We start from the raw sequence: 22,912 nt of genomic DNA on the forward strand, positions 1-22,912 counted from the left end.
CCGAGGAGCTGAAGGCATTGGGAGCGGCTATCCGTGGCCACTAACAGAACCCAGCCAACACTGGTGCTGCTGCACGGCCTGCTCGGCAATGCCGGCGACTGGCGGCCTGTCATCCAGGCACTGCCCGGCATCGAGTGCCTGGCCCTGGATCTGCCGGGCCACGGCAGCAACAAGGGGCTGAGGGTGAGCGGCTTTGACGAGGTCCATCGCTGGCTCTGCGGCGAGCTGGCCGCGCGGCATATCGCGCGCTACCGGCTGGCGGGCTATTCCCTGGGGGGGAGGCTCGCCCTCTATCACGCCAGCCAGTCCCCCGCCGGGTTGCAGGCGCTCTTGCTGGAGAACTGCCATCCGGGCCTGCCGGAGGCCGAGCGCGCCGCCCGCCTCGCCCACGACGAGGGCTGGGCCCGACGCTTCGAGTGCGAGCCCCTGGCCCTGGTGCTCGCCGACTGGTACCGGCAGGGGGTGTTCGCCGATCTGGACGAGGAGGCCCGTGGCCGCCAGATTGCCAGGCGCCTTGGCAACGAGGGGAGAGCCGTGGCGACCATGTTGCGCGCCACTTCCCTTGGCAAGCAGCCGGATCTCGCCCCCTGGCTGGGCAAAACCCGGTTGCCGGTGCGCTGGATCTCCGGCAGCCGGGATCACAAATTCCATCGCCTGGCTTGCCAGCTGGTCAAGCAAGGCTGCAATATCAATCACTTGGCTCTGGATGGCGGGCACAACCTGCACGCCAGCCAGCCCGACACCTTTGCCCGGCTCCTGCAAGACTGGGTCAAGCAACCAGAAGAGAAGAGTCATGACTGACGCAATGACGGAAGTGCAACCCCATGCCACCGTCGCCCCTGACAGGATTGCCCGGCTGACCATTACCACACCAGAAGGAAAACACCATGATTGAGGCAATGACGGAAGCGGAACTGTACGCTCCCATTGAGTGGCAGGATTGCTCCGCCGGTTACGAGGACATCCTCTATCACAAGTCCCGGGATGGCATTGCCAAGATCACCATCAACCGTCCCCAGGTGCGCAACGCCTTCCGCCCCCGCACAGTGAAAGAGATGCTGCAGGCCCTGGCCGATGCCCGTTACGACGACAAGGTGGGCACCATCATATTGACCGGCTTCGGCGAGAAGGCCTTCTGCGCCGGCGGCGACCAGAAGATCCGTGGCGACTACGGTGGCTACCGCGACGACGAGGGGACCCACCACCTCAACGTGCTCGACTTCCAGCGCGACATCCGCACCTGCCCGAAACCCGTGGTCGCCATGGTGGCCGGGTATGCAGTCGGGGGCGGCCACGTGCTGCACATGATGTGCGATCTGACCATCGCCGCCGACAACGCCCAGTTCGGCCAGACAGGTCCGAAAGTGGGCTCCTTCGACGGCGGCTGGGGCGCCTCCTACATGGCCCGCATCGTCGGCCAGAAGAAGGCCCGCGAGATCTGGTTCCTGTGCCGCATGTACGACGCGGGCCAAGCCCTCGACATGGGGCTGGTCAACACAGTGGTGCCCCTGGCCGAGCTGGAGCGGGAAACCGTGCGCTGGTGCCGGGAGATGCTGCAAAACAGCCCCATGGCGCTGCGCTGCCTGAAGGCCGCCCTGAACGCCGACTGCGACGGCCAGGCCGGCTTGCAGGAGCTGGCGGGCAATGCCACCATGCTCTTCTACATGACCGAAGAGGGTCAGGAAGGGCGCAACGCCTTCAACGAGAAGCGCCGCCCCGACTTCTCCAAATACAAGCGGAACCCCTGATGACACTCGCCCTCTATCGCTACCAACTGCCCTTTACCCAGCCCCTGACCTTTCACGGCAAGGTGGAGGTGGCGCGAGAGGGCCTGCTGGTGCGCATCAACGACGGCTGGGGGGAGATAGCCCCCCTGCCCGGTTTCTCCAGAGAGAGCCTGGCCGAGGCGCAGGCCGAGAGCCTGGCCTGCCTGGCGCAGCTGGCCCAGGGGCAGACCATAACCCCCCGGCTGCCTTCGGTGCAATTCGGGCTCGACTGTGCCCGCCGTCACTGGCCACAGCAGGACGCCAGCCTGCCCGAACCCTATCCCCTCATTCAGGGCTCCCCCCAGGAGCTGCTCAAGAACTGGAAGCAGTGGCTGCACGAGACTCCCCTCAAGGCCAAGCTGAAGGTGGCCCGCTACCCCATGCGGGACGAGCTGGCGCTGATCCGCCTGTTGCTCGATCGGCGTCCCAATCTCAAGCTGGTGCTGGATGCCAACCAGGGCTGGACCCGCGAGGAGGCCTGGGCCTTCTGCGGTCACCTGGATCCGAACCGGATCGAATATCTGGAAGATCTGTGCGCCGACTTTGCCGACATCGCCTTCGTCGCCAACCGTACCGGCATGCCGGTGGCCCTCGACGAGTTGCTGGCCCAGGGCAAGCCCTGGGAACCCATACCCCAGCTGAAGGCCCTGGTGCTCAAGCCGACCCTGCTCGGCTCCCTGGCCAACAGTGAGGCCCTGGTGGCCCGCGCCCGCGAGCTGAAGCTGAAGGTGATCGTCTCCTCCTGCTTCGAGTCCGGCGTCGGCCTCGGTCAGCTCGCCCGCCTCGCGGGGGAGTGGGCGCCGGATCAGGCCCCCGGCCTCGACACCAGGCGCTGGCTGGCCAGGGATCTGCTGGACAAGCAGGGTCAACCCGACCCAAGCCTGATGACCCCCCTGTTTCACCGTGACTGAGGGGGCCCCCATGCAGCCCGTCCGTGCAGCTGACGCCTCACTGGCAACCTGCCCGGTGCGCCACTGGGCACAGACGGCACCCGAGCGCACCGCCATCCACGGCGACACCTCCCTCAGCTACCGGCAGCTGGATGCGCGGCTCAACGCCCTGTGCGACCAGCTCGAGCTGGCGGGTTTAAAGGCCGGCGACCGGCTGGCCGCCGTGGTGCGCGGCGCCCTGGAGGACGTGCTGCTGGCCTGGGCCTGCGTGCGCAGCGGCCTCGTCTTCTGCCCGCTCAATCCCGCCTTCCCCCTCCCCAGACAGGCCGAGCTGGCCGCACAGCTGGACGCCAGCGCCTTCTGGTCGGCGGGCGAGACTCCGGTGGGGAGCGGATTGCCGTTGCGGCTCGACTTCACGGGCGAGCTGGCGGCCGAGGGGAACTACCTGCTGGTACCCGACCAGCAGAGCAACATGATCCTCACCTCGGGATCCTGCGGCACGCCGAAAGCGGTGGTGCACCGGCTCTGCAACCACCTTGCCTCGGCCCGGGGCTCGGCCAGCCTGATCCCGCTCGATGGCGACTGCGGCTGGCTGCTCTCCCTGCCGCTGTTTCACGTGGGCGGCTACGCCATCCTGTTCCGGGTCTTCCTGGCGGGGGCCAGTCTGGTGCTGGACGATCGCACCCAGCCTCTCAAGGAGCGGCTCGAGCGTCAGCCCATTACCCACCTCTCGCTGGTGCCGACCCAGCTCTGGCGCCTGCTGGCGCAAGGCTTCGACCCCGCTCGCACCCGCTTGCGCGAGCTGCTGCTCGGGGGGGCCGCCATCCCTGAGCCCCTGGTCAACCAGCTCAAGGCCCTGGGGTTCACCCCCAAGTCGAGCTATGGCCTCTCCGAAATGGGCAGCCAGGTCTGCACCGGCCAGCCTGCTGGTGCCGGGGTAGTGGGCAGGCCCCTGCCCGGGCGGGAGGTCTGCATCCGTCAGGGGGAGATCTGCGTGCGTGGCGACACCCTGTTTGCTGGCTATTTCCAGGCCGGAGCGCTGGTGCTGCCGCTGGATGAGGAGGGCTGGTTCCACACCCGGGACAAGGGTTATTTCACCCCGGACGGCGAGCTGGTGGTGGAGGGGCGGCTCGACAACCTCTTCATCTCGGGAGGAGAGAACATCCAGCCCGAGATCATAGAGCAGCGGCTGGTGGATCACGGCGCCGTGGCCCAGGCCCTGGTGGTGCCCATCCCCAGCGCGCAGTGGGGGCAGCGACCCGCCGCCTTTATCGACTGGCACGGCGAACCTGTTCCCCACGCCGAGCTGGCCGTCTGGATCAGAGCCACCCTGCCCGGCTTTATGGTGCCGGATCGCTGGCTGCCCTGGCCGGATCTCGGCGGCAGCCTGAAACCCTCCCGCACCCTGCTCGCCCGTAGCCTGCGGCAAGAGGAGTGACGCCGCCCCCCATATGGGGCTGAGTCCTTGCTATCAACACAGTCCCTTTTGGGGCTGTTTTTATGTTGTTTGCTCCCGAATACATGATTTCTCGGCGCCATCTGGTTCGTTGATATTCTTTTGGAGCCCAATACCCTGTCTGGTCCCCACGTTACTCCATCCACCAAAGGGATCATGATGAATCACCTCTCTACCCGGCTGCTGCTCCTGGCAGCCCCCGGCCTGCTCGCCACCTCGGCGCTGGCCAGCTACTCCCCCGACTGGCAACAGTATCAACTCACAGGTGAATCCAGCCGTCAGCTGGGGGACAGCCTCACCGAAGTGACCTATGAGCTGAGCGCCCGCGATGGCGACGCCCCCTATCAGCAGCTGAGGGTGTATCGCCGCTTCGACTGGCACGACGCCAACCTGGCGGCCCTGGCCGAACAGCAGTGCGGCGAGCCGCAGCTCAGGGTCGAGCAGGGCTGGCAGATCCGCTACCTCAGCTGCGAAGAGGTGGTGCCGGCCGGCAAGGCCGTCCCGGCCAGCAGCCATGACTTTGGCTATGGCCTGAAACAGGGCCGCTGGGAGCCGCTGGCAGGCACCCCGACCGCACCGCGTCAGGACAGCCTGCCGCTCCCCGAGCGCATCGTCCTGGGTCACAGCGAGCAGGAGCTGGATCGCTGCGAGCTCAACGCCGAGGGGCGCTGCGCCGAGCAGGCATGGCAGTACCAGCCCCGAGACTGGCAGCAGCTGAAAGTGCTGGAAGAGACCCCCAACGAGCGGGATGGCCGCCTCGAGCAGATCTTCTTCCGCCTGCAACCCGTGGCGGGCAGCCAGGCCGCCCGTCAGGTGAGCGAGCTGCACGTCTGGCGCCAATACAGCTGGCAACTGGACGAGACCAGGGCGCAGCAGGAGTGCGATGAACCCCAGACCCGCCAGGAAGGGGACAAGACCATCAGCTACCGGGTGTGCCGCCAGACCCTGCCCGCGGGCAGCGAGGTGCAGGTGGTACTGAAAGACACCGGCTATCAATACCCGGTCGGCGGCAGCGAATGGCAGAGCCTGCCGGAAACAACCGAGTGGCAGGAGAGCCGGGTGCTCAACCGCCCCCTGGTGCTGGCCAGCAAGGAGGAGCAGCTCGACTGTCGCCGCGCCGACGGCCGCGCCTGTTCCGAACCGGATCTGCCCGATACCGATCTGCTGGACGCCGAAGCGGCCAGGATAGTGCAGGACGCCAGTGGCCAGCCCGCCCCGGTCTGGCAGGAGAACTATGGCCACGATGACCGCAAGCTGCTGGCGGTGTCCCGCGGTATCCAGAGCCTGCTGGCGGCCAATCAGCCGGCCCATCCGGCCATGAAGCTGCTGCTGGAATACGTGCGTGCCCACAACTACCACAACTACGGCAAGCACAAGGAGGACGGCCCGGCCGCCGCCGAGGCGCTGGCCGAGGCATTGACGGCGCTCGGTGCCCATCCGCTGCTCTTCCCGGAGCAGGCCAGCGACGAGGTGGGCGCCGTCATGGGGGCCTGGAGCATAGCCCTGCACGGCCAGTTCAGGAGCCCGGCAGTGCAGAGCCGCTTTGGCACCCTGCTCGGCCAGTTCAACCAGATGTTGGCCTACGCCACCCTGCATGCCAGCGAGATCAACGGCCAGCACCCCTGGGCCACCGGCCTGTTCGATCTGCTCAACTTCCTCGACTTCGCCAGCGACCATAGCGACCCCTTCGCCAACGACTTCCGCCAGCAGGATGGCGAGCTGCGCCAGCAGCTGCACGCCCTCGGCATGAGCGAGCTCGCACTGTGGAAGGGACGGGACGGCGCGGATCTGTTCCTGCTCAACAACGTGCTGGACGCCTACACCCGCCTCTACCGGGTCGCCCGCTATACCCGCCCGGACGAGCTCGACGGCTACCGCAGGCTGCTGGATGACTCAGTCATCGCCCTCGTTCGCCACCACGACCTGATCCCGGGCGGCCAGCAGAGCCAGGATCTGCTGGAAGACATGTCGCTGACCCTCTCCACCTACTACCTGACCTACACGGATCGCACCGGCGAGGCCTGCATCAGCGGCGACTTCGCCGGACTCTGCACCCCTGTCCGGGTGGAGGACGTGCTGCCGTTCGAGCACACCTGCTCGCCGACCCTGCGCCTGCGGGCCCAGGATCTGACCATGGATCAGGCCGAGGGGATCTGCCGTGAGCTGGGGGCCGAGGAGCAGCAGTTCCACCGCCAGATGGAGACCGGCGGTCAGCCGGTGGCGGACGATCTCAACGAGGCGCTTGAGCTGGTGATCTTCGACTCCTCCGCCGACTGGAAACGCTACGGCAGCGCCCTGTTTGGCGGCGTCTCCACCGACAACGGCGGCATCTACATCGAGGGGGATCCGGCCCGTCCCGGCAACCAGGCCCGCTTCTTCGCCTATGAGGCAGAGTGGAAGCGCCCCGCCTTCCAGGTGTGGAACCTGCGCCACGAGTACGTCCACTACCTGGACGGTCGCTTCAACCAGTACGGCAGCTTCGGCCACTACCCGCTCAACCGCACCACCTGGTGGTCGGAAGGGCTGGCGGAGTTCATCGCCCACGGCCAGTGCTTCGCCCGCGGCCTGGACAACGTCGCCGGTCGCCCGGCGGCCGAACGACCTGCCCTGGCCGACATATTGCACCTGGATTACGACAAGGGGGGCGAGATGGTCTACTCCTGGTCCTATACGGTGCATCGCTTCCTGAGCGAGACCGGCCGCGGCGCCAGCTGGCTGGCCATGGCCCGGGCCCTGCGAGGCCCGGATCAACAGCAGGCGATGAGCGACTTCGAGGCCGAGCTGGACGCCCTGATCGCAAACGACAGCGAGGCTTATCAGGCCTGGCTCGGCCGGGATCTGCTGCCCTGGTGGGACGCCAACAAGGAGTCTGAGGAGTGCAAGGCGAACGACTCGGCCCATTGAGGGTGAGCCATGAATGAGGAAGGGCGGCCATGGCCGCCCTTGTTTATGGCGCCCCTTGATGGGCTCAAGATAGCGCCGCGCTCTGCGACAGCCTGTGCCCGAGTGACGCCATGGGGGCGCATCAAACCTGACGCGCCACGGCAACTTGTAATAGAATGGCCCCCTGTCATCTCTTACTTCAGACCCGAACCGCACCGCGCATGAAGAAGTTTGCCAAGATCCTGCTCGCCTGCCTCTGCCTGCTGCTGGCCTCAGTCGCCGCGCTGCTGGGCTACAGCGAGTGGACCGTCTCCGACGCCCGTCACTACACCTACGACGACGTCGAGGCGGTGCCCTACAATCGGGTCGCCCTGGTGCTCGGCACCTCCAAGTATCTGATCGGGGGCAGCCCGAACCACTACTTCAAGTACAGGATCAAGGCCGCCGCCGAGCTCTACAACAACGGCAAGGTGGACTACATCCTGGTCTCCGGCGACAACGCCACCGTCCAGTACAACGAGCCGCGCCAGATGCGGCGGGCCCTGATCCAGGCGGGCATCCCCGCCAGCGCCATCTACAGCGACTACGCGGGCTTTCGCACCCTGGACTCCATAGTGCGGGCCAAGGAGGTGTTCGGTCAGGCCCGCTTCACCGTGGTCTCCCAGGCCTTCCACAACGAGCGCGCCATCTTCATCGCTCGTCACTTCGGCATCGAGGCGGTCGGCTTCAACGCCCTGGATCCCAGCGCCTATCAGGGCATCAAGACCCGGGTGCGCGAAGTGTTCGCCCGGCTGATGGGGCTGCTCGATCTCTACGTGCTGGACAAGGGGCCCAAGTTCCTCGGCGAGCCCATCGTCATCGGTGGTCCCATCCCCTGCCAGCCCCTGAGCACCATAGGGGCCAGCCAGCCCTGCCTGCCGATTCCCGCGGCCAAGACGCCGGCCAAGCCCGCGAAGCCATCACAACCCGTGCCCAGCGCGGCGGTAGCGACCGCGACAAGTTCGGCCTTAGCCACGGCAGCCAGCAGTGCCCCCGCCACATCGAGTGCTGCCGAGGTGACCAGTGCGGCGGTAGCGACAGATGCAGACAAGGCAACCGACTGAGCTCGGTGACGAAACTCCAAAAAGAGACCCGCCAGTTGGCGGGTCTCTTTTTTCATCTATGGCAGTAAATGCCGCTCTTTATGCCAGCGCCTGCTGGTAGCGACGCGCCACTTCCGGCCAGTTGACCACGTGATAGAAGGCGGCGATATAGTCCGGACGCTTGTTCTGGTACTTGAGGTAGTAGGCGTGCTCCCACACGTCCAGCCCCAGGACAGGCACCAGCCCCTCCATCAGGGGGCTGTCCTGGTTGGCGCTGCTCACCACCTGCAGCTTGCCGCTCTGATCGACCACCAGCCAGGCCCAGCCGCTGCCGAAGCGACTCAGGGCCGCCTGGGTGAAGGCCTGCTTGAAGGCATCCAGTCCCCCCAGATCCCGATTGATCGCCTCGGCCAGCTCACCGCCCGGCTCACCGCCCCCTTGCGGGCTCATCACCTGCCAGAACAGGCTGTGGTTGGCATGGCCGCCACCGTGATTGCGCACCGCCCCCTGCACGCTCGCCGGCAGGCTGTCGAAACTGGCGAGCAGTTCGTCCACCGGCAGGGCCGCCAGCTCAGGGAGCTCGGCCAGGGCGGCATTGAGGTTGGTGATATAGGTCTGGTGGTGACGGCTGTGGTGGATCTCCATGGTCAGCGCGTCTATGTGAGGCTCCAGCGCGTCATAGGCATAGGCGAGGGCAGGCAGGGTATGGCTCATGTTCGTTCTCTCTCTTGTTGGGCTCAATGCAATCGATGGGCGGGCTCGGTCTGGCACTGACATTGACCGAGGCAGCGCAAAATGCCGTCGTGATGACCGTGTTTCTGCACGAAGGCGAGCAGCTCGGTGCGGGTGCTGCGGCTATGGCGCAGGGCCGCCGCCCGCAGGGGATCCGGGCTTGCGGGAGACTGGCTGGTGGCGAGCAGGCAGTCGTGGACATGGCACAACATGTCGGCGGCCCTGTCCGGCAGCGTCATGGCCACCAGCAGATCCGCCAGGTTGTGGTGGGCCACCACCAGGGCTGCCACGGCTTCGTCCGCATCCGGCCAGCAGGCGAACTGCTGACGGGCCAGCCACAGGGCCTGCTGGTAATAGTCGAGCGCCCTGGCGTGCTCTCCCGCGTCGAAGTGGCGATTGCCACTCAGGGTCTGCGCCTTCCAGTGCGCCATGCTGCTCTCCCCGTCGGTGGCACCGACCCATCCCTTCACCCAGGTTACCGTCATGACTCAGACACTCAAATGATAATAATTATTATTTAACTTATTTGATGGGCGGACACAAGGAATAGTTGGTGCGACCTCTTTTTGCCCATATGGGTAGGGTTTTTCTGCAATCCCCGGTTTAGTGATCCCATCCACAGATACATTTGAGTTCAGCTACCATGCTGCTGCTACTGGCATGAGGCCGGTGGCTGCCGGAGCGCAGTCGGTTTTCACAAGGATGGTGAAGATGAAAAGATGGCTATTGGTGCTTCTGTGCGCCCTGCCCATGCTGGGCCAGGGGGCCGGCTATACCCAGACCCGCTACCCCATAGTGCTGGTGCACGGGCTGTTCGGCTTCGACAAGCTGCTCGGGGTCGACTATTTCTACGGCATTCCCCAGGCCCTGACCCGGGACGGCGCCCGCGTCTACGTGGCACAGGTCTCCGCCACCCAGAGTTCGGAGTTGCGCGGCGAGCAGTTGCTCAGGCAGGTACAGCAGGTACTCGCCATCACGGGGGCCGACAAGGTGAACCTCATAGGTCACTCCCACGGCGGCCCCACCATTCGCTATGTGGCCTCGGTCGCCCCCGAGCTGGTCGCCTCCGCCACCAGCGTGGGGGGCGTCAACCAGGGCTCCGAGATCGCCGATCTGGTGCGCGCCAGGGTGGCGCCGGGCTCGGTGGCCGAGCAGTTGGCGGTGGCCGCCGCCTCGGCGCTCTCCGGGGTCATCTCGCTGCTCTCCGGCGGCAGTGACCTGCCCCAGGATCCCCTCGCCTCCCTCGATGCCTTGACCAGCGCCGGTGCCCAGCGCTTCAACCAGCGCTATCCGGAAGGACTGCCCAGCCAGCACTGCGGCGAGGGGCCCCTGCTGGCCGACAACGGCGTCTACTACTTCTCCTGGAGCGGGCGCGGCAACATGACCAACATACTGGATCCGGTGGATCCGGCGCTGGCCCTGACCGGCACCTTCTTTCACGAGCCCAATGACGGCCTGGTCGGGGTCTGCAGCAGCCACCTCGGCAAGGTGATAGGCACGGCTTACCGGATGAACCACCTGGACGAGGTGAACCAGTCGTTCGGCATCCACCACCTGTTCGACACGGATCCCGTCACCCTCTATCGCCAGCATGCCAACCGCTTGCAGAGGCTGGGGCTATGAGACGGCTCCTGCTGGTCGCCCTCTCCCTGGGCGCGGCCCTGCTGGGTACACTCCTGCTCTGGCCCGAGCCTGCCCCTGATCTGGCGGCAGCCCCCGAGCGGGGAGCCCTGCGCCACCAGCTGGCCCAGCGGCTGGAGCAGGGCGAGGCGGACGAAGAGGACGCCATGCTGGCCCGCTACCGGCAGTTTCTGCGGGCGGAAGGGAGCCTGACGGTGCCGACGGATCCCGGCCTCGCCAGCCTGCAGCTGCTGTTTGACGAGCGTGAACGGCTGCGCCGGCAACACTTCAGCCCCGCCGAGCAGGCGTCGCTGTTTGCCGAAGAGAGGCTGATGGAGCAGTGGACCCTGAGGCGCAAGGCGCTGGCAGAGGCCGACGCCGCCGACAGGGTGATGCTGGGGGAAGAGCTGGCGCTCTGGCTGGCGGAGCAGCCCCAGTGGTTCAGGGAGGCCGAGGCCAACGGCCGCCTGCTCGGCGATCTGCAGCGCCTGGAGCGGCTCTCCCCCGCCGAACGGGACGCCGTGCTGCTGGAACAGCTGGGGCCTGAGGCGGTGGATCGGCTGCGCCAGCTGGCGCAGAGCCAGCAAGGGTTCGATCGGCAGCTGGCGGGCTATCTGGCGGAACTCGAGCCCCTGCTCCCCCTGGACAGGGCCGAGCAGCAGCAGGCGATCCTGGCGCGCTGGTTCGAGCCTGGGCAGTGGCGGCGGGTGGAGGCGCTGACCCGGCAGAGACTCGGGGAGCGGCCATAAATGGCGAGGGGGCCCCGACGGCCCCCTCGCTTCATGCTGTCACTGCACTCATTGCGGCTTGTTGGCTCCCGGCAGCGGCTGCCAGGTGAGGCGGGTCACCTGGGTGCCCTGTACCTCGCAGGTGAGGCAGAGATCCTGCCACCCCTTCTCCTGGCGCAGGGAGACCTCCCCCTTCATGCCCTCAGCGCCCGTCTTGAGCCTGGCCTGCTCGAAGGTCACCTTGTCGCCCTTGGCCAGCGCCATCAGCTTGCCGTTGCAGAGCCACCGGGTCAGCTCGGCCCCCTTCAGCTTGACGCCGCCTTCGCCGGCCTGCTGCTCCGCCTGACTCGGCACGAACAGCGCGCTCAGCTCGGCCGCCCGTTTGGTGAGCCAGGCCTCCCGCTGCTGCATGCTCATCTTGCTGACGAACTCGGCGGGCTGCCCCTTCTCATCCAGCCACTGAGTCAACTTGCCGCCGTCATCGAAGGCGAACTGGGCGGCGGGCTCCTTCACCCCGAACAGCTTGCCCCCCTTGAAGTAGTAGCGGCTCTCCCCCTCCTGCTTGCCCTGCTCGTTCAGTATGGGCACGGCTATGATGACGGGAACCCCGTCGATCCAGGCCTTGATGTCCACACCGTCATGGCTGAACAGCCGGGTGTCGAGACCATAGTCGGCCCCCTTCTCCATCAGGGTGAACTGCTCGGCCAGGGTGGTGGCCAGAGAAGGCAGGGAGCAGAGTCCCAGTCCCAAGCCGAGGCTCAGGGCGATCGCTGTCTTGCGCATAAGTGTCCTGTGATGGCCAAAAGGCCAGGTTAACTCTCTACCAGCCAGGCCCTCAGCCCCTCCCGGTGCGCGTCACTCAGGGGGATGGACTGACGGGTCTGGTAGTCAAAATGGATCAGGGTCGTCTCGGCGGTCACCGCCAGCTCGCCCCCCTGCCAGGCCTCCTGCCAGAGGGTGAAGGAGCTGGTGCCGATGCGCCGCACCCCCGTCTTGATCAATACCTGCTGACCATAGAACAGCTCCCGTTTGAACTGCACCGCATAGCCCGCGATGATCAGATGCCAGTTGTGCACATCCAGCTCGGGAGAGAAGAGGCGGAACAGGGGATCACGGGCCGATTCAAACCAGACCGCCGGCACCGTATTGTTGATGTGGCCGAGGGCGTCCGTCTCTTGAAAACGGGGTTGGATCTGCATTTCCAGCATGGATATCGACTCCTTGTCGTGGGACCGCGCACAGGCTAGCGCGCCAACCCTTATGACTCAAGCGTCCCGGCATCCGGGTGGGAGCCGCCTCCGGTTTCCGGCGCCGCCATCCCCTGCTCGGGTTTGAGCCAGGCGCTGCGAAAATCGAACCAGCCGAGGGCCGTCATGCGCACCCCGTGCACGCCGACCCGGCTCTCCAGCTCCAGCCAGTGATGAAACAGCGGCACAAACCAGCCCTGGCGCTGCACCTCGGCCAGCAAGGCCCGCGGGCCTGGCTCGGCGCCGCTGGCGCGCCACTGCGTCAATCCCTGCCACAGGGCCTGCTGGCCCCCCCATACCCGGCGCAGCAGCGGGGTGCCCTGCAGCCAGGCGTAGGGGGCGAAGGCGTGTTCGTGCTCCAGGTTCAGAGTGCCGAGCCAGAGATCCACGTCTTGATCCTCCCCGCTCACCCAGCGGCCGTAATCCAGGGTGCGCACCTCGAGCCGGATCCCCTGCTCTGCCAGCAGGCTGGCCATGGCATTGGCACACTCGTTGAACTCCAGATGCTGGTTGAAACAGGCCAGCACCAGCCGGGTCGGCAACAGCGCAGGTTGAGGCTCCTCGGCGGGCAGGGCTTCGCGCCAGTGGGGCAGCAGGCCGAGGGCACTGGTCCAGCCCCGTTGCAGCTCGGGGGCGACCCGCCCCATCAGGGCGATGGGGTTGAGCAGCCGGGTCAGCCACTGGCGCAGGGCGGGATCCTGCAGCGGGAGGGATCTGTCGTCCTGCAGCAGGAAGTAGCAGCCCGATTCCAACTCGGACTCGCCGCGCATGGTGCCGAGCTCGGGGCTGTCGCGCCCCAGTTGCAGGTGGCTCTCCAGCCGTTCCGCCAGCTCCGGCAGCATCCAGATGTCGATCTCGTCGAGCAGGGCCCGCAGCCCGAAGTAGTCGTCGAAGGCCGCAAGGCACAGCTGCAGGGGATCGTTGGCGGTGACCCTGTAGGGGCCGGTGCCGACCGGGTGCAGGGCAAAGCCCGCCTCCCCCTTGAGCTCGCGGGGCAGGATGGCCGCCACCGGCTCCGCCAGCAGGTGCAATAGCAGAGGATCCGGGCTGTCGAGGTGCAGATCTAGGGTGCGCGGCCAGCGACTCTCCAGCCGGGCGAGGTGGGCAAACAGCGGGCGATCCCGCAGGCCGAGCAGGCTCTCCATCACATCTTCCACCGCCAGCTCGCGGCCGTGGTGAAAGCGCACCGCCGGGCGCAGGTAGAAGCGCCAGTGACAGGGGCCCAGACACTCCCAGTGGTGGGCCAGATCCCCCTCGATTTCCCCATTTTCCTCATTTCGCCGGGTGAGGCCGTTGAAGATCTGGCGGCTGAGGTGCACCTCGGAGCGGCGCAGGGGATCCGTGGGCAGCAGGTGGGGCAGCGGCCGGTAGTAGGGCACCCGCAGGATCTGGCGCCCCTCCCGGGTGGCCTGACCGAGCTGCTCGATGAGCAGCGGGGTGAGCAAGTCCAGCCGTCCCTCCGCCAGCCGCACCGCCTGGGCGAGCTGGCCCTGGCTCAGCAGATCCCGCAGGCGGCGGCGAGTCAGGCTCTCCTGATTGTCCAGCAAGATGAGCCGGGAGCGCCGCCCCCGCCCGGCCTCCGCCGACCAGCTGAGCCAGCCCTGATCCTGCATGCGGCGCAGCAGCAGGCGGGCGTTGCGCGGGGTGCAGCAGAGCAGATCCGCCACCTCGGCGAGGCTGGTCTCCCGCTCATCACAGCCAAGCTGCTGGGCGAGCCGTTGAAATTGCTGGTAGAGGCGGCGGCTGGGCATAAAAGAGGAAATCCTTGTCAATCAAGTCGTCAGTTTTTACTTCCTCATTTTAGCTCAATACTGTTGGCGAACGTGAGCACCACAGCACAGGAGCACCATCATGAGCCAGACCAACCCCCATGCACCGAACCGGATCCAGCAGATCCTGCGCCGCTACTTCCGCCGGATCCAGCCCCGCCCCCTGACCCTGATCGAGGATCCCATGCAGCAGCTCAACCGCCTGATGCAGTGGGACATGCACCAGATAGACGACAGGGAGTATCGTCGCCGCCTCTGATCGGGCCAGGACTCCGGACGGGAAAGGGCGCGGCAGGATCACTGCAAGCCCCTGACAATGCTTTGCCGGATTGGGTGGTTTACATCGGCACAGGGCCTGCTAGATTGGACGTCTATCCATCCATAATGGCGACGACGTCCAACAAGGAGTGTGTGATGAAAGATGCGACCCTGGCCCTGCACCACGGCTTTTCCAGCGACCCCACCACCAAGGCGGTGGCCGTGCCCATCTACCAGACGGTGGCCTACGAGTTCGACAGCGCCCAGCACGGGGCGGATCTGTTCAACCTGGCGGTGCCCGGCAACATCTACACCCGCATCATGAACCCCACCAACGACGTGCTGGAACAGCGGATGGCCGCCCTGGAGGGGGGCATCGCCGGGCTGGTGGTCTCGGCGGGTTCCGCCGCCATCACCTACGCCATCCAGGCGCTGACCGCCGCCGGCGACAACATAGTCTCCACCCCCCAGCTCTACGGCGGCACCTACACCCTGTTCGCCCACATGCTGCCGAGCTTCGGGGTCGAGGTGCGCTTCGCCAAGGATGACAGCGCCGAGGCCATCGCCGCCCTCATCGACGACAGGACCAAGGCGGTCTATTGCGAGAGCATAGGCAACCCGGCGGGCAACATCGTCGATCTGGCCGCCTTCGCCAAGGTGGCCCACGCCCGCGGCGTGCCCCTCATCGTCGACAACACGGTCGCCACCCCGGTGCTGTGCAAACCCATAGAGCACGGCGCCGACATAGTGGTGCACAGCCTGACCAAGTATGTCGGTGGTCACGGCAACTCCCTGGGCGGCGTCATCGTCGACTCGGGCAAGTTCCCCTGGGCGGATCACGCCGAGCGCTTTCCCCAGCTCACCCGGCCCGAGCCCTCCTATCACGGGGTGGTCTACACCGAAGCCTTTGGCCCGGCCGCCTTCATCGGCCGGGTGCGCACAGTGCCCCTGCGCAACACGGGGGCGGCCCTGGCGCCGATGAACGCCTTCCTGCTGCTGCAGGGGCTGGAGACCCTGAGCCTGCGCATGGAGCGCCACGTGGACAACGCCCTGCGGGTGGCCCACCACCTCAGGCATCACCCCAAGGTGGCCTGGGTCAGCTACGCCGGTCTGCCGGGTCACCCCCACTATCCGCTGGCGGAGAAGTACATGGGCGGCCGTCCCTCGGCCATCCTCTCCTTCGGTCTGAAGGAAGGGTATGAGGCCGGGGTGCGCTTCTACGATGCGCTGAAGATCTTCAAGCGGCTGGTCAACATAGGGGATGCCAAGTCCCTGGCCTGCCACCCCGCCTCCACCACCCACCGCCAGCTGAGCGAAGACGAGCAGGCCAAGGCCGGGGTCAAGCCGGAGATGATCCGGCTGTCGGTCGGGATCGAGGCGATCGAAGACATACTGGCGGACCTGGATCAGGCGCTGGAAGCCTGAGTCGGCACGGAGCGGGCATCTGCCCGCTCTTTTTTGTCCATCGGTGAACCACTTGCCTCGCCCCTTCGTACACTCCATCCCGCCACCGAATCGAGGTTCCCATGATAGTCCTGCACCACCTGAACAAGTCCCGCTCCCAACGCATCATCTGGCTGCTCGAGGAGCTGGGCCTGCCCTACGAGATCAAGGCCTACCAGCGCGACGCCACCACCTTTTTGGCACCGCCCGAACTCAAGGCCATCCACCCCCTCGGCAAGTCGCCGGTCATCGAGTTCGACGGGCGGGTGCTGGCAGAATCCGGCGCCATCACCGAGTACCTGATAGCCCGCCACGCCCCCGAGCGGCTGGCCCCAGCCACCGACAGCCCCGACTACCCCGAGTACCTGCAATGGATCCACTTCGCCGAGAGCTCCGGCATATTGCCGCTGCTGCTGGACATGTTCGTGCGCAAGGATGGCAGCCCGATGCGCTTCCTGCCGGGCTACGCCCAGGCGGAGTGCGCCAAGGTGCTGGGCTATCTCAACGAGGTGCTGGCAAGCCGCCGCTATCTGGTGGGGGATCGCCTCTCCGGCGCCGACATCATGAACTCCTTCCTGTTGGATCTGCTGGCCCAAGGCGGCCAGCTGGCCCGGTTCCCGCACCTTGAGGCCTACTGGCAGCGGCTCAATACCCATCCGGCCCGCCAGAAGGCGGCAGCCCTGGAGCGCGAGCTGGATCAGGGGACCTGAGCCCCGGCACCTCGCCACAGCATGCAAAACGCCCCGAACTCGGGGCGTTTTCTTTTCAGCTCGGAAGCCGGAGTCTAGAGCGCGTGGGAGAGGATCCTGGCTACCTTGTCCGGATCTATGTCCTGCTGCTCACCCAGGGCGGTCAGCCCGAAGCGCTTGAGGTTGGAGCAGACAGAACGCAGGGATCACAGCGCGTGGGAGAGGATCCGCGCTACCTTGTCCGGATCTATGTCCTGCTGCTCACCCAGGGCGGTCAGCCCGAAGCGCTTGAGGTTGGAGCAGACAGAACGCAGGGATCACAGCGCGTGGGAGAGGATCCGCGCCACCTTGTCGGGATCGATATCTTGCTGCTCACCCAGGGCGGTCAGCCCGAAGCGCTTGAGGTTGGAGCAGATGGCGGGGATGCAGCTCTCGTTCAGGCCGTAGTCGGCGAGTCGGGTGCCCACTCCCATCTGCTGGAAGAACTGCTCGGTGCGGATGATGGCCTCCTCGATGCGCAGCGCCTTGTCCTCCCGGCGGGAGTGCCAGACCCGCTCGGCGAACTGGGCCAGCTTCTCCTGCTTCTGGGCCGCCTGTTCCCGCAGCAAGGAGGGCAGCACCACCGCCAGGCTCTGGGCATGATCCAGCCCGTGCAGGGCGGTGAGCTGGTGACCTATGGCATGGGTGGACCAGTCCTGGGGCACGCCGCGCCCGATGAGGCCGTTGAGGGCCAGGCTGGCGGCCCACATCAGGTTGGCCCGCACCTGGTAGTTGGTGGGCTCCGTCAGCGCCCGCGGGCCGTTGTCCACCAGCACCTGCAGCAGGCCCTCCGCCAGCCGATCCTGCACATCCCCTCCCACCGGGAAGGTAAGGTACTGCTCCAGAATATGGACGAAGGCATCCACCACGCCGTTGCCCACCTGGCGTACCGGCAGGCTGTAGGTGGTGGTGGGATCCAGCACCGCAAACCGGGGCAGCACCAGCGGATTGTAGAAGGAGAGCTTGGCCTCTCCCCGGCTCACCACGGCGGCGGGATTGCTCTCGGAGCCGGTGGCAGGCAGGGTCAGCACGCAGCCGAGCGGCAGCGCCCCCTTGATCGGCGCCTTCTCCAGCAGGATGTCCCAGGGATCCTCCCCCTCGAAGCAGGCCGCGGCGGCCACGAACTTGGTGCCATCCACCACGGATCCGCCGCCTACCGCCAGCAGGAAGTCGATGCGCTCGCGCTTGACCAGGGCCACCGCCTCCATCAGCTGATCGTACTGGGGGTTGGCACCTATGCCGGGAAACTCCAGCCACTCCCTGCCCGCCAGCGCCTGGGTCAACTGCTCATAGACGCCGTTCTGCTTGATGCTGCCACCGCCGTAGAGCACCAGCAGACGGCTGCCCGCCGGGATCAGCTCCGGCAGCGTGGCTATCTGGCCCTCCCCGAAACAGACGCGGGTGGGATTGGCATATTGGAAGTTGTACACGGCAGAGCCCTCGGTTGAATGCATGCAGGGGGATTGTGCGCCAGCCATACCATCAGGTCAAAAAACGGGAGCGAGCCATCAACATGGTGATGCCCCCCCTTTGGGATCATGGTACTCAGGCATGACTTTCCATGGTGTCACTGGCGCAGTCCCCTGCTCCCTCATGGCGCCGCGCCATGCCGTCATCCCATCAGGTCAAAAAACGGGAGCGAGCCATCAAAATGGTGATGCGCACTCTTTGGCATGATGGTACTCAGGTGTGACTTTGCTATGGTGTCACTGGAGCAGGGGGCTCACTCCCCTGCTCCGTCATGGCGCCGCGCCATGTCGTCATCCTGACGCCTCTCACGGGGTTCTGTTTTCCAGCCATAGGGTCTAATCATGAAACTGAAGCACGCATGGATCGCAGGAGTGCTCACTCTCTGTGTCAATCCCCTGATACAGGCCGCCGAGGTGACCGCCAATGTGGCCGTCACTCCGGGCCAGGCCAGCCTGGCAGAAGAGGTGAAGGCCGAGGCGACCGTCACCGCCCTCGATCTCGCGACCCGCAAGATCAGCCTGAAGAATGCCGAAGGCGAGACCTTCGATCTGGTCGCCGGGGAAGAGGTGACCAACCTCCAGAACCTCAAGGTGGGGGACGTGGTGGCGCTGCGATACCTGCAGCTGCTGGATCTCGAGCTGCTCAAGGGCACCGCCGGCGTGAGAAAGCGGGTGGTGGAGGTCGAGGGGAGCAAGGCGGCCGCCGGCCAGCAACCGGGCGCCGGGGCTGGCATGCAGGTCACCATCTATGCCGACGTCATCGACGTCGACAAGGCGCAGCAGACCATCAGGGTCAAGGGGGTGGACAATACCCTCACCCTCAAGGTGAGGGATCCGGCCCAGTTCGCCCTGATCGCCAAGGGGGATCAGATCAAGGCCGTCCAGACCACGGCCATCGCCATAGGAATCGTGCCCAAACAGCCCTGAGGCACACCGTCTGCGGCAGGGAGGGCGCTGGCGCTCCCTGCTTCATCCCTCCCCGGCATCCGGGGCAACATCTTGCCCACCCGACACCAAAGATTGCCGTTTGGGTCGGTGGTATCAGGCCTGGGTGCTTTGCCCGCTCGACGACTTGCCGGTGAGCCTGTCCATGGCCGCCTTGAGCATGGCATCACGCTGCTCGGTCAGGGCTCGGGTCTGGGTCTCCCGCTCTTCGGCCGAGAGCGTCTTGTTGTCGGCCACCCCTTTGATCTGGCTCTCGAGATCGTCAAATTTTTTGCGATCGAAGCCGAGTGCCTTGTCCACCAGCTGCTGCACCACCGTATTGTTGGCGCTCCCGGCCAGGGAGGCGCTCTTGCCGCTTCTGGCCAGATGCTCGTAAGTCAGTACCTGCTGCGCCTTGCCGGTCAGCACCTGGCTGGAGAGGCTGACCTGCAGATCCCAGCTCCCCTGCTGGCTGTCATCGCCACTGAGGGTGGCCAGGGCACGGCTGTGGGACGCACTCTGGGCGAGTTGCTGACCATAGGGTTTGATGTCCATGAAGGCTCCAAGCTGCTGCCGGCCAAACCGGCGTCCGGGGAGACACTCCCCGCCAATCACCATGACTCAGCAAGTTGCAGGCCAACTTGACCACCAGCTGGCAGCTATCTGGGATAGAGGGTGGATGGCGCCAGACGGGGGCGGTGGGCTGGATAGAAAACAGAGCGAGAAGAGGCACCCGGGAGTGCCTCTTCTCATTCCGGCGAGACGGGGTTCAGCGACGGCTGATCTGCAGCGGGCCGAAGGTCTGGGCCACCGGCATGATCTCTATGCTGTTGATGTTGACGTGGGCGGGCTGCTGGCTGACCCAGAGCACGGTATTGGCGATGTCCTCCGGCTGGATGGCCTGCACCCCCTGATAGACGGTGGCCGCCTTGGCGTCGTCACCGTGGAAACGCACGTTGGAGAACTCGGTGCCGCCGCACAGGCCGGGCTCCAGGTTGGTGACGCGGAGGGCGGTGCCCGCCAGATCGGCCCGCAGGTTCAGGCTGAACTGCTTCACGAACGCCTTGGTGGCGCCGTAGACGTTGCCGCCCGGATAGGGGTAGGTGCCGGCGATGGAGCCGATGTTGACCACGTGGCCGCGATTGCGCGCCACCATGCCCGGCAGCAGCAGCCGGGTGAGCAAGGTCAGGCCGCTGATGTTGGTGGCGATCATCTGCTCCCAGTCTTCCAGATCCGCCTTGTGGGCGGGCTCGAGCCCGAGCGCCAGCCCGGCGTTGTTGACCAGCAGGTCCACCTCGCTCCACTCGGCCGGCAGCCCGGCGATGGCGGCGCGGGTGGCGGCCTTGTCCTGCACGTCGAACGCCAGCGGCAGGAACTGTTCACCCAGCTCGTCGGCCAGAGCGGCCAGCCGCTCGGCGCGGCGACCGGTACCTATCACCCTGTAACCAGCCTGCACCAGCAGACGGCTGATGGCCTCACCAAACCCGGACGAGGCGCCCGTTACCATTGCGATCATCTGAACCTCCATTGTTATTTATCTGGTTGAAACAAAAAGAATTCACTCATTATCCAGCTCGCGCCCCGTCACCTTGCGCCAGAGGAAGACCGACAGGTGCAGCAGCAGCAGGCCGCTGCCCCCCAGGGCAAACAACAGGCCGGTGAGGGCGTTGACCGAGGTGTCGGCGCCACACCACCACCAGACCAGCCAGCCCACGGCCCCGATGACGAAGGTCTGGATGGCACAGATCGGGCAACGCCCGAGTTTGGCCTTGATGGCGGTGGCCAGACAGTCGTCACAGCTCATGATGTCTCCTGTCGCTCATCCCCCAGCGCCAGCACCAGCCGGTGGGCATGCTGGCCCGGGCCGTAGTAATCCGGCAGCCTGAGCCTTGGGCGAAACCCCAGTCCATGGTAGAGGGTCTGGGCCTCGGGATTGGCATCGGCCACTTCGAGCCGGACGGCGCCCCAGCCTGCCTCGCGGCCTTCCCGGATCACCTGCTCCAGCAGGCGCCGGGCCCAGCCCTGGCGGCGCACCGTCCAGCGAATGGCGAGGGTCTGGATGATGAGCCTGTCCCAGCCCCTGTGCTCCAGCACGCTGAGGTAGCCCATCAACTGCCCCTTCTCATCCAGCAGCAGCAGGGTGCGCCCCCTGGCATGGCTGAGCAGGTAGTGCCAGCGGCTGCGGCCGAAGGCGACCTCGGGGGGGAAACAGTAGCGTTCCAGCTTAACGATGGCGCCCAAATCATCGGTTCGGGCCGCGCGCACGGTCAACACGGGGAGTCCTTGTTCGGTTATTTATCCTCAGCACCAGAAATGCGACTTGTATCACAAGTTACCAAGGCAGAATATTAGGCACTGTAACCTCTTGTTTCCCCTCGCGCCATTGTCGTGCTTGTCGGTGCATCGAAGCCCACTGGGGATCCTGCCTATTCGGGCAGTCCTTTCTGTGGAGCCGAAAATATGAGTACCTATGTCATCGTCGACGAGCTGGGCGACTGGCCCTGCCATGCCGACTATCTGCTGACCGCCCGCACCTACCTGCAACACGGCGTGCCCACCACCGGCGGCCGCCCCCGCATCATCAACCTCTGCCGCAGTCTGGAGCACCTGAGCGCGGGCTATTACTGCTCATTGCTGGCCCAGGCCCGCAGCCACCACTGCCTGCCGGGGCTGCAGGCCATCAGCCGGCTGCAACCCCAGCAGCCACCGGCCAAGCTGTGGCGCAAGCTGCAGGGCTGGCTGACCCGCCAGAGCGAGGACAGGATCCGGGTGCGCGCCATCTTCGGCCAGTGCGAGCAGAGCGAGCTGGCGGGGCTGGCCCGCTACTACTACGGCCTGAGCCAGCTGCCGCTGCAGGAGCTGACCCTCAAGCGAGGTCGTCACGGCTGGTCGGTGCGCCAGCAGCAGAGCCTCTCCCCCCTGGCGCTGAGCCCGAGCGAGAAGGCGCTGATGGTGCAGCACGCCCAGGCGCTGGTGGGCACCGGGGGCGAGGAGCAGACGGCGCCCCTCTATCAGCTCGCCATCCTGATGGATCAGAACGATGGCCGGGCCAGCAGCGATGTCCTGGCGATAGAGCGCTTCATCCAGGCCGCCGCCGCCCAGGGGATCCAGGCCGAGATACTGGCCCCCTCCGCCATCGAGCGGCTGCCGGAGTTCGACACCCTCTGGCTGCGGGCCGAGACCGCGGTCGGCCACTACACCTTCGAGTTCGCCCGCCGCGCCGAGCAGCTCAAGATGCCGGTGATCGACAGCTCCCGCGCCATCCTCGCCTGCAGCAACAAGCTCTACCTCTACGAGCTGATGGTGCGCAGCGGCGTGCCCATGCCCCCCACCATGGTGGTGACCCGCCGCGGCCGCCACCAGGTGGACGAGCTGGTGCAGCGCCTCGGCCTGCCGCTGATGGTGAAGGTGCCCGACGGTGCCCAGGGCCGGGATCTCGCCATGGCGAGCGACGAGACCCAGCTCGCCCGCCTGCTGGACGAGGGGCTGGGCCGCTCCGCCCTGCTGCTGGTGCAGAGCCGGATCCCCGCCGAGTTCGACTGGCGCATCGGCTTTCTCGACGGCTCGCCGCTGTTCGCCTGCCGCCGCTACCGGCCGGAGCCCGGCAACCGCATCCGCCGCCGCAAGCACCCCCTCGACATGAGCCGGATCGAGGCGCTGCCTCTCACCGAGGTGCCGGAGCGGGTGTTGCAGACCGCCCGCCGCGCCGTGCACCAGCTCGGCAACGGCCTGTTCGGGGTGGATCTGCGCCAGCAGGGCCAGGGCTGCGTGCTGCTGGAAATCATCGACAATCCCTGGATACGTGGCGATATTGAAGACAGAGAGGCCAAAGATCTCTACGAGCGCCTGGCCAGGGCCTTCCGGCAACGGCTGGAGAACCGGGGGCAGAGCGCGGCAGGATAACAAGCAGGATCGGC

Annotated in this window: 23 protein-coding genes; 13 read left to right on the top strand and 10 right to left on the bottom strand. The window is 66.2% G+C overall.

The features are described from left to right. Positions 1-33 precede the first annotated feature (33 nt). The 6 genes from menH (at position 34) to ACWPWQ_RS03365 (ending at position 8,098) form a co-directional block, all read left to right on the top strand. The gene (gene menH / locus ACWPWQ_RS03340) at positions 34-801 is read left to right on the top strand and encodes a 2-succinyl-6-hydroxy-2,4-cyclohexadiene-1-carboxylate synthase (RefSeq protein WP_454008993.1); all 768 of its coding nucleotides are present in this window, start codon (positions 34-36) and stop codon (positions 799-801) included. 86 nt (positions 802-887) lie between these two features. Further along, positions 888-1,748, top strand: a complete 861-nt coding sequence (menB, locus tag ACWPWQ_RS03345; RefSeq protein WP_454008994.1) for a 1,4-dihydroxy-2-naphthoyl-CoA synthase — start codon at positions 888-890, stop codon at positions 1,746-1,748. Continuing rightward, positions 1,748-2,677: an o-succinylbenzoate synthase gene (gene menC / locus ACWPWQ_RS03350; RefSeq protein WP_429161733.1), complete on the top strand. Its 930-nt coding sequence runs from the start codon at positions 1,748-1,750 to the stop codon at positions 2,675-2,677. Before menB ends, menC begins: the two co-directional genes overlap by 1 nt. 10 nt (positions 2,678-2,687) lie before the next feature. After that, a complete protein-coding gene (locus ACWPWQ_RS03355) occupies positions 2,688-4,094 on the top strand; it encodes an AMP-binding protein (protein ID WP_454008995.1) in 1,407 nt (468 codons plus the stop codon). 177 nt (positions 4,095-4,271) lie between these two features. Next, on the top strand, positions 4,272-7,016 hold the full coding sequence (locus tag ACWPWQ_RS03360) for a collagenase (RefSeq protein WP_454008996.1): 2,745 nt from the start codon (positions 4,272-4,274) through the stop codon (positions 7,014-7,016). A gap of 155 nt (positions 7,017-7,171) precedes the next feature. Beyond that, positions 7,172-8,098, top strand: coding sequence for a SanA/YdcF family protein (locus ACWPWQ_RS03365; protein WP_139439156.1), 927 nt, complete (start codon positions 7,172-7,174; stop codon positions 8,096-8,098). Between the two features lie 78 nt (positions 8,099-8,176). On the opposite strand, the gene ACWPWQ_RS03370 is transcribed toward ACWPWQ_RS03365, so the two are convergent. Further along, complete coding sequence (locus tag ACWPWQ_RS03370; protein ID WP_454008997.1) at positions 8,177-8,791, bottom strand: superoxide dismutase; 615 nt, start codon at positions 8,789-8,791, stop codon at positions 8,177-8,179. 23 nt (positions 8,792-8,814) lie between these two features. Next, complete coding sequence (locus tag ACWPWQ_RS03375) at positions 8,815-9,240, bottom strand: hypothetical protein (RefSeq protein WP_139439193.1); 426 nt, start codon at positions 9,238-9,240, stop codon at positions 8,815-8,817. A 280-nt stretch (positions 9,241-9,520) separates the two neighbouring features. On the opposite strand from ACWPWQ_RS03375, the gene ACWPWQ_RS03380 reads away from it, so the two are divergent. Next, entirely contained in the window at positions 9,521-10,432 is a 912-nt protein-coding gene (locus ACWPWQ_RS03380) for a lipase family alpha/beta hydrolase (protein ID WP_265436473.1), read from the top strand. Continuing rightward, complete coding sequence (locus tag ACWPWQ_RS03385) at positions 10,429-11,178, top strand: lipase secretion chaperone (protein ID WP_454008998.1); 750 nt, start codon at positions 10,429-10,431, stop codon at positions 11,176-11,178. The genes ACWPWQ_RS03380 and ACWPWQ_RS03385 overlap by 4 nt, the downstream gene beginning before the upstream one ends. 48 nt (positions 11,179-11,226) lie before the next feature. Here ACWPWQ_RS03385 and ACWPWQ_RS03390 read toward each other — a convergent pair whose 3' ends face one another. From ACWPWQ_RS03390 to sgrR, 3 genes are read right to left on the bottom strand one after another with little or no spacing between them, the layout of a single operon-like run. Beyond that, positions 11,227-11,940: a hypothetical protein gene (locus tag ACWPWQ_RS03390; RefSeq protein ID WP_265436475.1), complete on the bottom strand. Its 714-nt coding sequence runs from the start codon at positions 11,938-11,940 to the stop codon at positions 11,227-11,229. Positions 11,941-11,969: 29 nt separating this feature from the next. Beyond that, positions 11,970-12,365 carry an acyl-CoA thioesterase gene (locus ACWPWQ_RS03395; RefSeq protein ID WP_139439167.1) on the bottom strand — a complete coding sequence of 132 codons (396 nt, stop codon included), beginning with the start codon at positions 12,363-12,365 and terminating at the stop codon, positions 11,970-11,972. 50 nt (positions 12,366-12,415) lie between these two features. After that, a complete protein-coding gene (gene sgrR / locus ACWPWQ_RS03400) occupies positions 12,416-14,155 on the bottom strand; it encodes an HTH-type transcriptional regulator SgrR (RefSeq protein ID WP_454008999.1) in 1,740 nt (579 codons plus the stop codon). Positions 14,156-14,255: 100 nt separating this feature from the next. Between sgrR and ACWPWQ_RS03405 the strand changes: the two genes are divergently transcribed. From ACWPWQ_RS03405 to ACWPWQ_RS03415, 3 genes are all read left to right on the top strand, one after another. Continuing rightward, a complete protein-coding gene (locus ACWPWQ_RS03405) occupies positions 14,256-14,432 on the top strand; it encodes a hypothetical protein (protein ID WP_454009000.1) in 177 nt (58 codons plus the stop codon). 155 nt (positions 14,433-14,587) lie between these two features. After that, entirely contained in the window at positions 14,588-15,856 is a 1,269-nt protein-coding gene (locus ACWPWQ_RS03410; RefSeq protein WP_454009001.1) for an O-acetylhomoserine aminocarboxypropyltransferase/cysteine synthase family protein, read from the top strand. Between the two features lie 101 nt (positions 15,857-15,957). After that, positions 15,958-16,584: a glutathione S-transferase family protein gene (locus ACWPWQ_RS03415; protein ID WP_454009002.1), complete on the top strand. Its 627-nt coding sequence runs from the start codon at positions 15,958-15,960 to the stop codon at positions 16,582-16,584. A gap of 296 nt (positions 16,585-16,880) precedes the next feature. Here ACWPWQ_RS03415 and ACWPWQ_RS03420 read toward each other — a convergent pair whose 3' ends face one another. Then, complete coding sequence (locus tag ACWPWQ_RS03420; RefSeq protein WP_454009003.1) at positions 16,881-18,056, bottom strand: iron-containing alcohol dehydrogenase; 1,176 nt, start codon at positions 18,054-18,056, stop codon at positions 16,881-16,883. Positions 18,057-18,413: 357 nt separating this feature from the next. On the opposite strand from ACWPWQ_RS03420, the gene ACWPWQ_RS03425 reads away from it, so the two are divergent. Beyond that, positions 18,414-18,998, top strand: a complete 585-nt coding sequence (locus tag ACWPWQ_RS03425; RefSeq protein WP_247627349.1) for a hypothetical protein — start codon at positions 18,414-18,416, stop codon at positions 18,996-18,998. A 114-nt stretch (positions 18,999-19,112) separates the two neighbouring features. Here the strand turns inward: ACWPWQ_RS03425 and ACWPWQ_RS03430 are convergent, their stop codons facing one another. From ACWPWQ_RS03430 to ACWPWQ_RS03445, 4 genes are all read right to left on the bottom strand, one after another. Next, a complete protein-coding gene (locus tag ACWPWQ_RS03430) occupies positions 19,113-19,550 on the bottom strand; it encodes a hypothetical protein (protein WP_454009004.1) in 438 nt (145 codons plus the stop codon). Positions 19,551-19,764: 214 nt separating this feature from the next. Further along, the gene (locus ACWPWQ_RS03435) at positions 19,765-20,511 is read right to left on the bottom strand and encodes an SDR family oxidoreductase (protein WP_139439181.1); all 747 of its coding nucleotides are present in this window, start codon (positions 20,509-20,511) and stop codon (positions 19,765-19,767) included. 42 nt (positions 20,512-20,553) lie between these two features. Next, positions 20,554-20,799 carry a DUF3624 family protein gene (locus ACWPWQ_RS03440; protein ID WP_247627351.1) on the bottom strand — a complete coding sequence of 82 codons (246 nt, stop codon included), beginning with the start codon at positions 20,797-20,799 and terminating at the stop codon, positions 20,554-20,556. Next, positions 20,796-21,269, bottom strand: a complete 474-nt coding sequence (locus ACWPWQ_RS03445) for an N-acetyltransferase family protein (protein WP_454009005.1) — start codon at positions 21,267-21,269, stop codon at positions 20,796-20,798. The genes ACWPWQ_RS03440 and ACWPWQ_RS03445 overlap by 4 nt, the downstream gene beginning before the upstream one ends. 186 nt (positions 21,270-21,455) lie before the next feature. On the opposite strand from ACWPWQ_RS03445, the gene ACWPWQ_RS03450 reads away from it, so the two are divergent. Next, positions 21,456-22,898, top strand: coding sequence for a RimK family protein (locus tag ACWPWQ_RS03450; RefSeq protein ID WP_454009006.1), 1,443 nt, complete (start codon positions 21,456-21,458; stop codon positions 22,896-22,898). Positions 22,899-22,912 lie beyond the last annotated feature (14 nt).

Source organism: Aeromonas sp. Marseille-Q7275, from assembly GCF_965119515.1.

What these genes read in the sequence shown, in the direction of transcription:
- menB (WP_454008994.1), top strand. Translation starts at nt 888, where the DNA reads ATGATTGAGGCAATGACGGAAGCGGAACTGTACGCTCCCATTGAGTGG.
- ACWPWQ_RS03355 (WP_454008995.1), top strand. Translation starts at nt 2,688, where the DNA reads ATGCAGCCCGTCCGTGCAGCTGACGCCTCACTGGCAACCTGCCCGGTG.
- ACWPWQ_RS03380 (WP_265436473.1), top strand. Translation starts at nt 9,521, where the DNA reads ATGAAAAGATGGCTATTGGTGCTTCTGTGCGCCCTGCCCATGCTGGGC.
- ACWPWQ_RS03420 (WP_454009003.1), bottom strand. Translation starts at nt 18,056, where the DNA reads ATGCATTCAACCGAGGGCTCTGCCGTGTACAACTTCCAATATGCCAAT.
- ACWPWQ_RS03435 (WP_139439181.1), bottom strand. Translation starts at nt 20,511, where the DNA reads ATGATCGCAATGGTAACGGGCGCCTCGTCCGGGTTTGGTGAGGCCATC.
- ACWPWQ_RS03440 (WP_247627351.1), bottom strand. Translation starts at nt 20,799, where the DNA reads ATGAGCTGTGACGACTGTCTGGCCACCGCCATCAAGGCCAAACTCGGG.
- ACWPWQ_RS03360 (WP_454008996.1), top strand. Translation starts at nt 4,272, where the DNA reads ATGAATCACCTCTCTACCCGGCTGCTGCTCCTGGCAGCCCCCGGCCTG.
- ACWPWQ_RS03450 (WP_454009006.1), top strand. Translation starts at nt 21,456, where the DNA reads ATGAGTACCTATGTCATCGTCGACGAGCTGGGCGACTGGCCCTGCCAT.
- ACWPWQ_RS03425 (WP_247627349.1), top strand. Translation starts at nt 18,414, where the DNA reads ATGAAACTGAAGCACGCATGGATCGCAGGAGTGCTCACTCTCTGTGTC.
- sgrR (WP_454008999.1), bottom strand. Translation starts at nt 14,155, where the DNA reads ATGCCCAGCCGCCGCCTCTACCAGCAATTTCAACGGCTCGCCCAGCAG.
- ACWPWQ_RS03405 (WP_454009000.1), top strand. Translation starts at nt 14,256, where the DNA reads ATGAGCCAGACCAACCCCCATGCACCGAACCGGATCCAGCAGATCCTG.
- ACWPWQ_RS03395 (WP_139439167.1), bottom strand. Translation starts at nt 12,365, where the DNA reads ATGCTGGAAATGCAGATCCAACCCCGTTTTCAAGAGACGGACGCCCTC.
- ACWPWQ_RS03385 (WP_454008998.1), top strand. Translation starts at nt 10,429, where the DNA reads ATGAGACGGCTCCTGCTGGTCGCCCTCTCCCTGGGCGCGGCCCTGCTG.
- ACWPWQ_RS03415 (WP_454009002.1), top strand. Translation starts at nt 15,958, where the DNA reads ATGATAGTCCTGCACCACCTGAACAAGTCCCGCTCCCAACGCATCATC.
- ACWPWQ_RS03430 (WP_454009004.1), bottom strand. Translation starts at nt 19,550, where the DNA reads ATGGACATCAAACCCTATGGTCAGCAACTCGCCCAGAGTGCGTCCCAC.
- ACWPWQ_RS03375 (WP_139439193.1), bottom strand. Translation starts at nt 9,240, where the DNA reads ATGGCGCACTGGAAGGCGCAGACCCTGAGTGGCAATCGCCACTTCGAC.
- menC (WP_429161733.1), top strand. Translation starts at nt 1,748, where the DNA reads ATGACACTCGCCCTCTATCGCTACCAACTGCCCTTTACCCAGCCCCTG.
- ACWPWQ_RS03365 (WP_139439156.1), top strand. Translation starts at nt 7,172, where the DNA reads ATGGCCCCCTGTCATCTCTTACTTCAGACCCGAACCGCACCGCGCATG.
- ACWPWQ_RS03370 (WP_454008997.1), bottom strand. Translation starts at nt 8,791, where the DNA reads ATGAGCCATACCCTGCCTGCCCTCGCCTATGCCTATGACGCGCTGGAG.
- ACWPWQ_RS03390 (WP_265436475.1), bottom strand. Translation starts at nt 11,940, where the DNA reads ATGCGCAAGACAGCGATCGCCCTGAGCCTCGGCTTGGGACTGGGACTC.
- ACWPWQ_RS03410 (WP_454009001.1), top strand. Translation starts at nt 14,588, where the DNA reads ATGAAAGATGCGACCCTGGCCCTGCACCACGGCTTTTCCAGCGACCCC.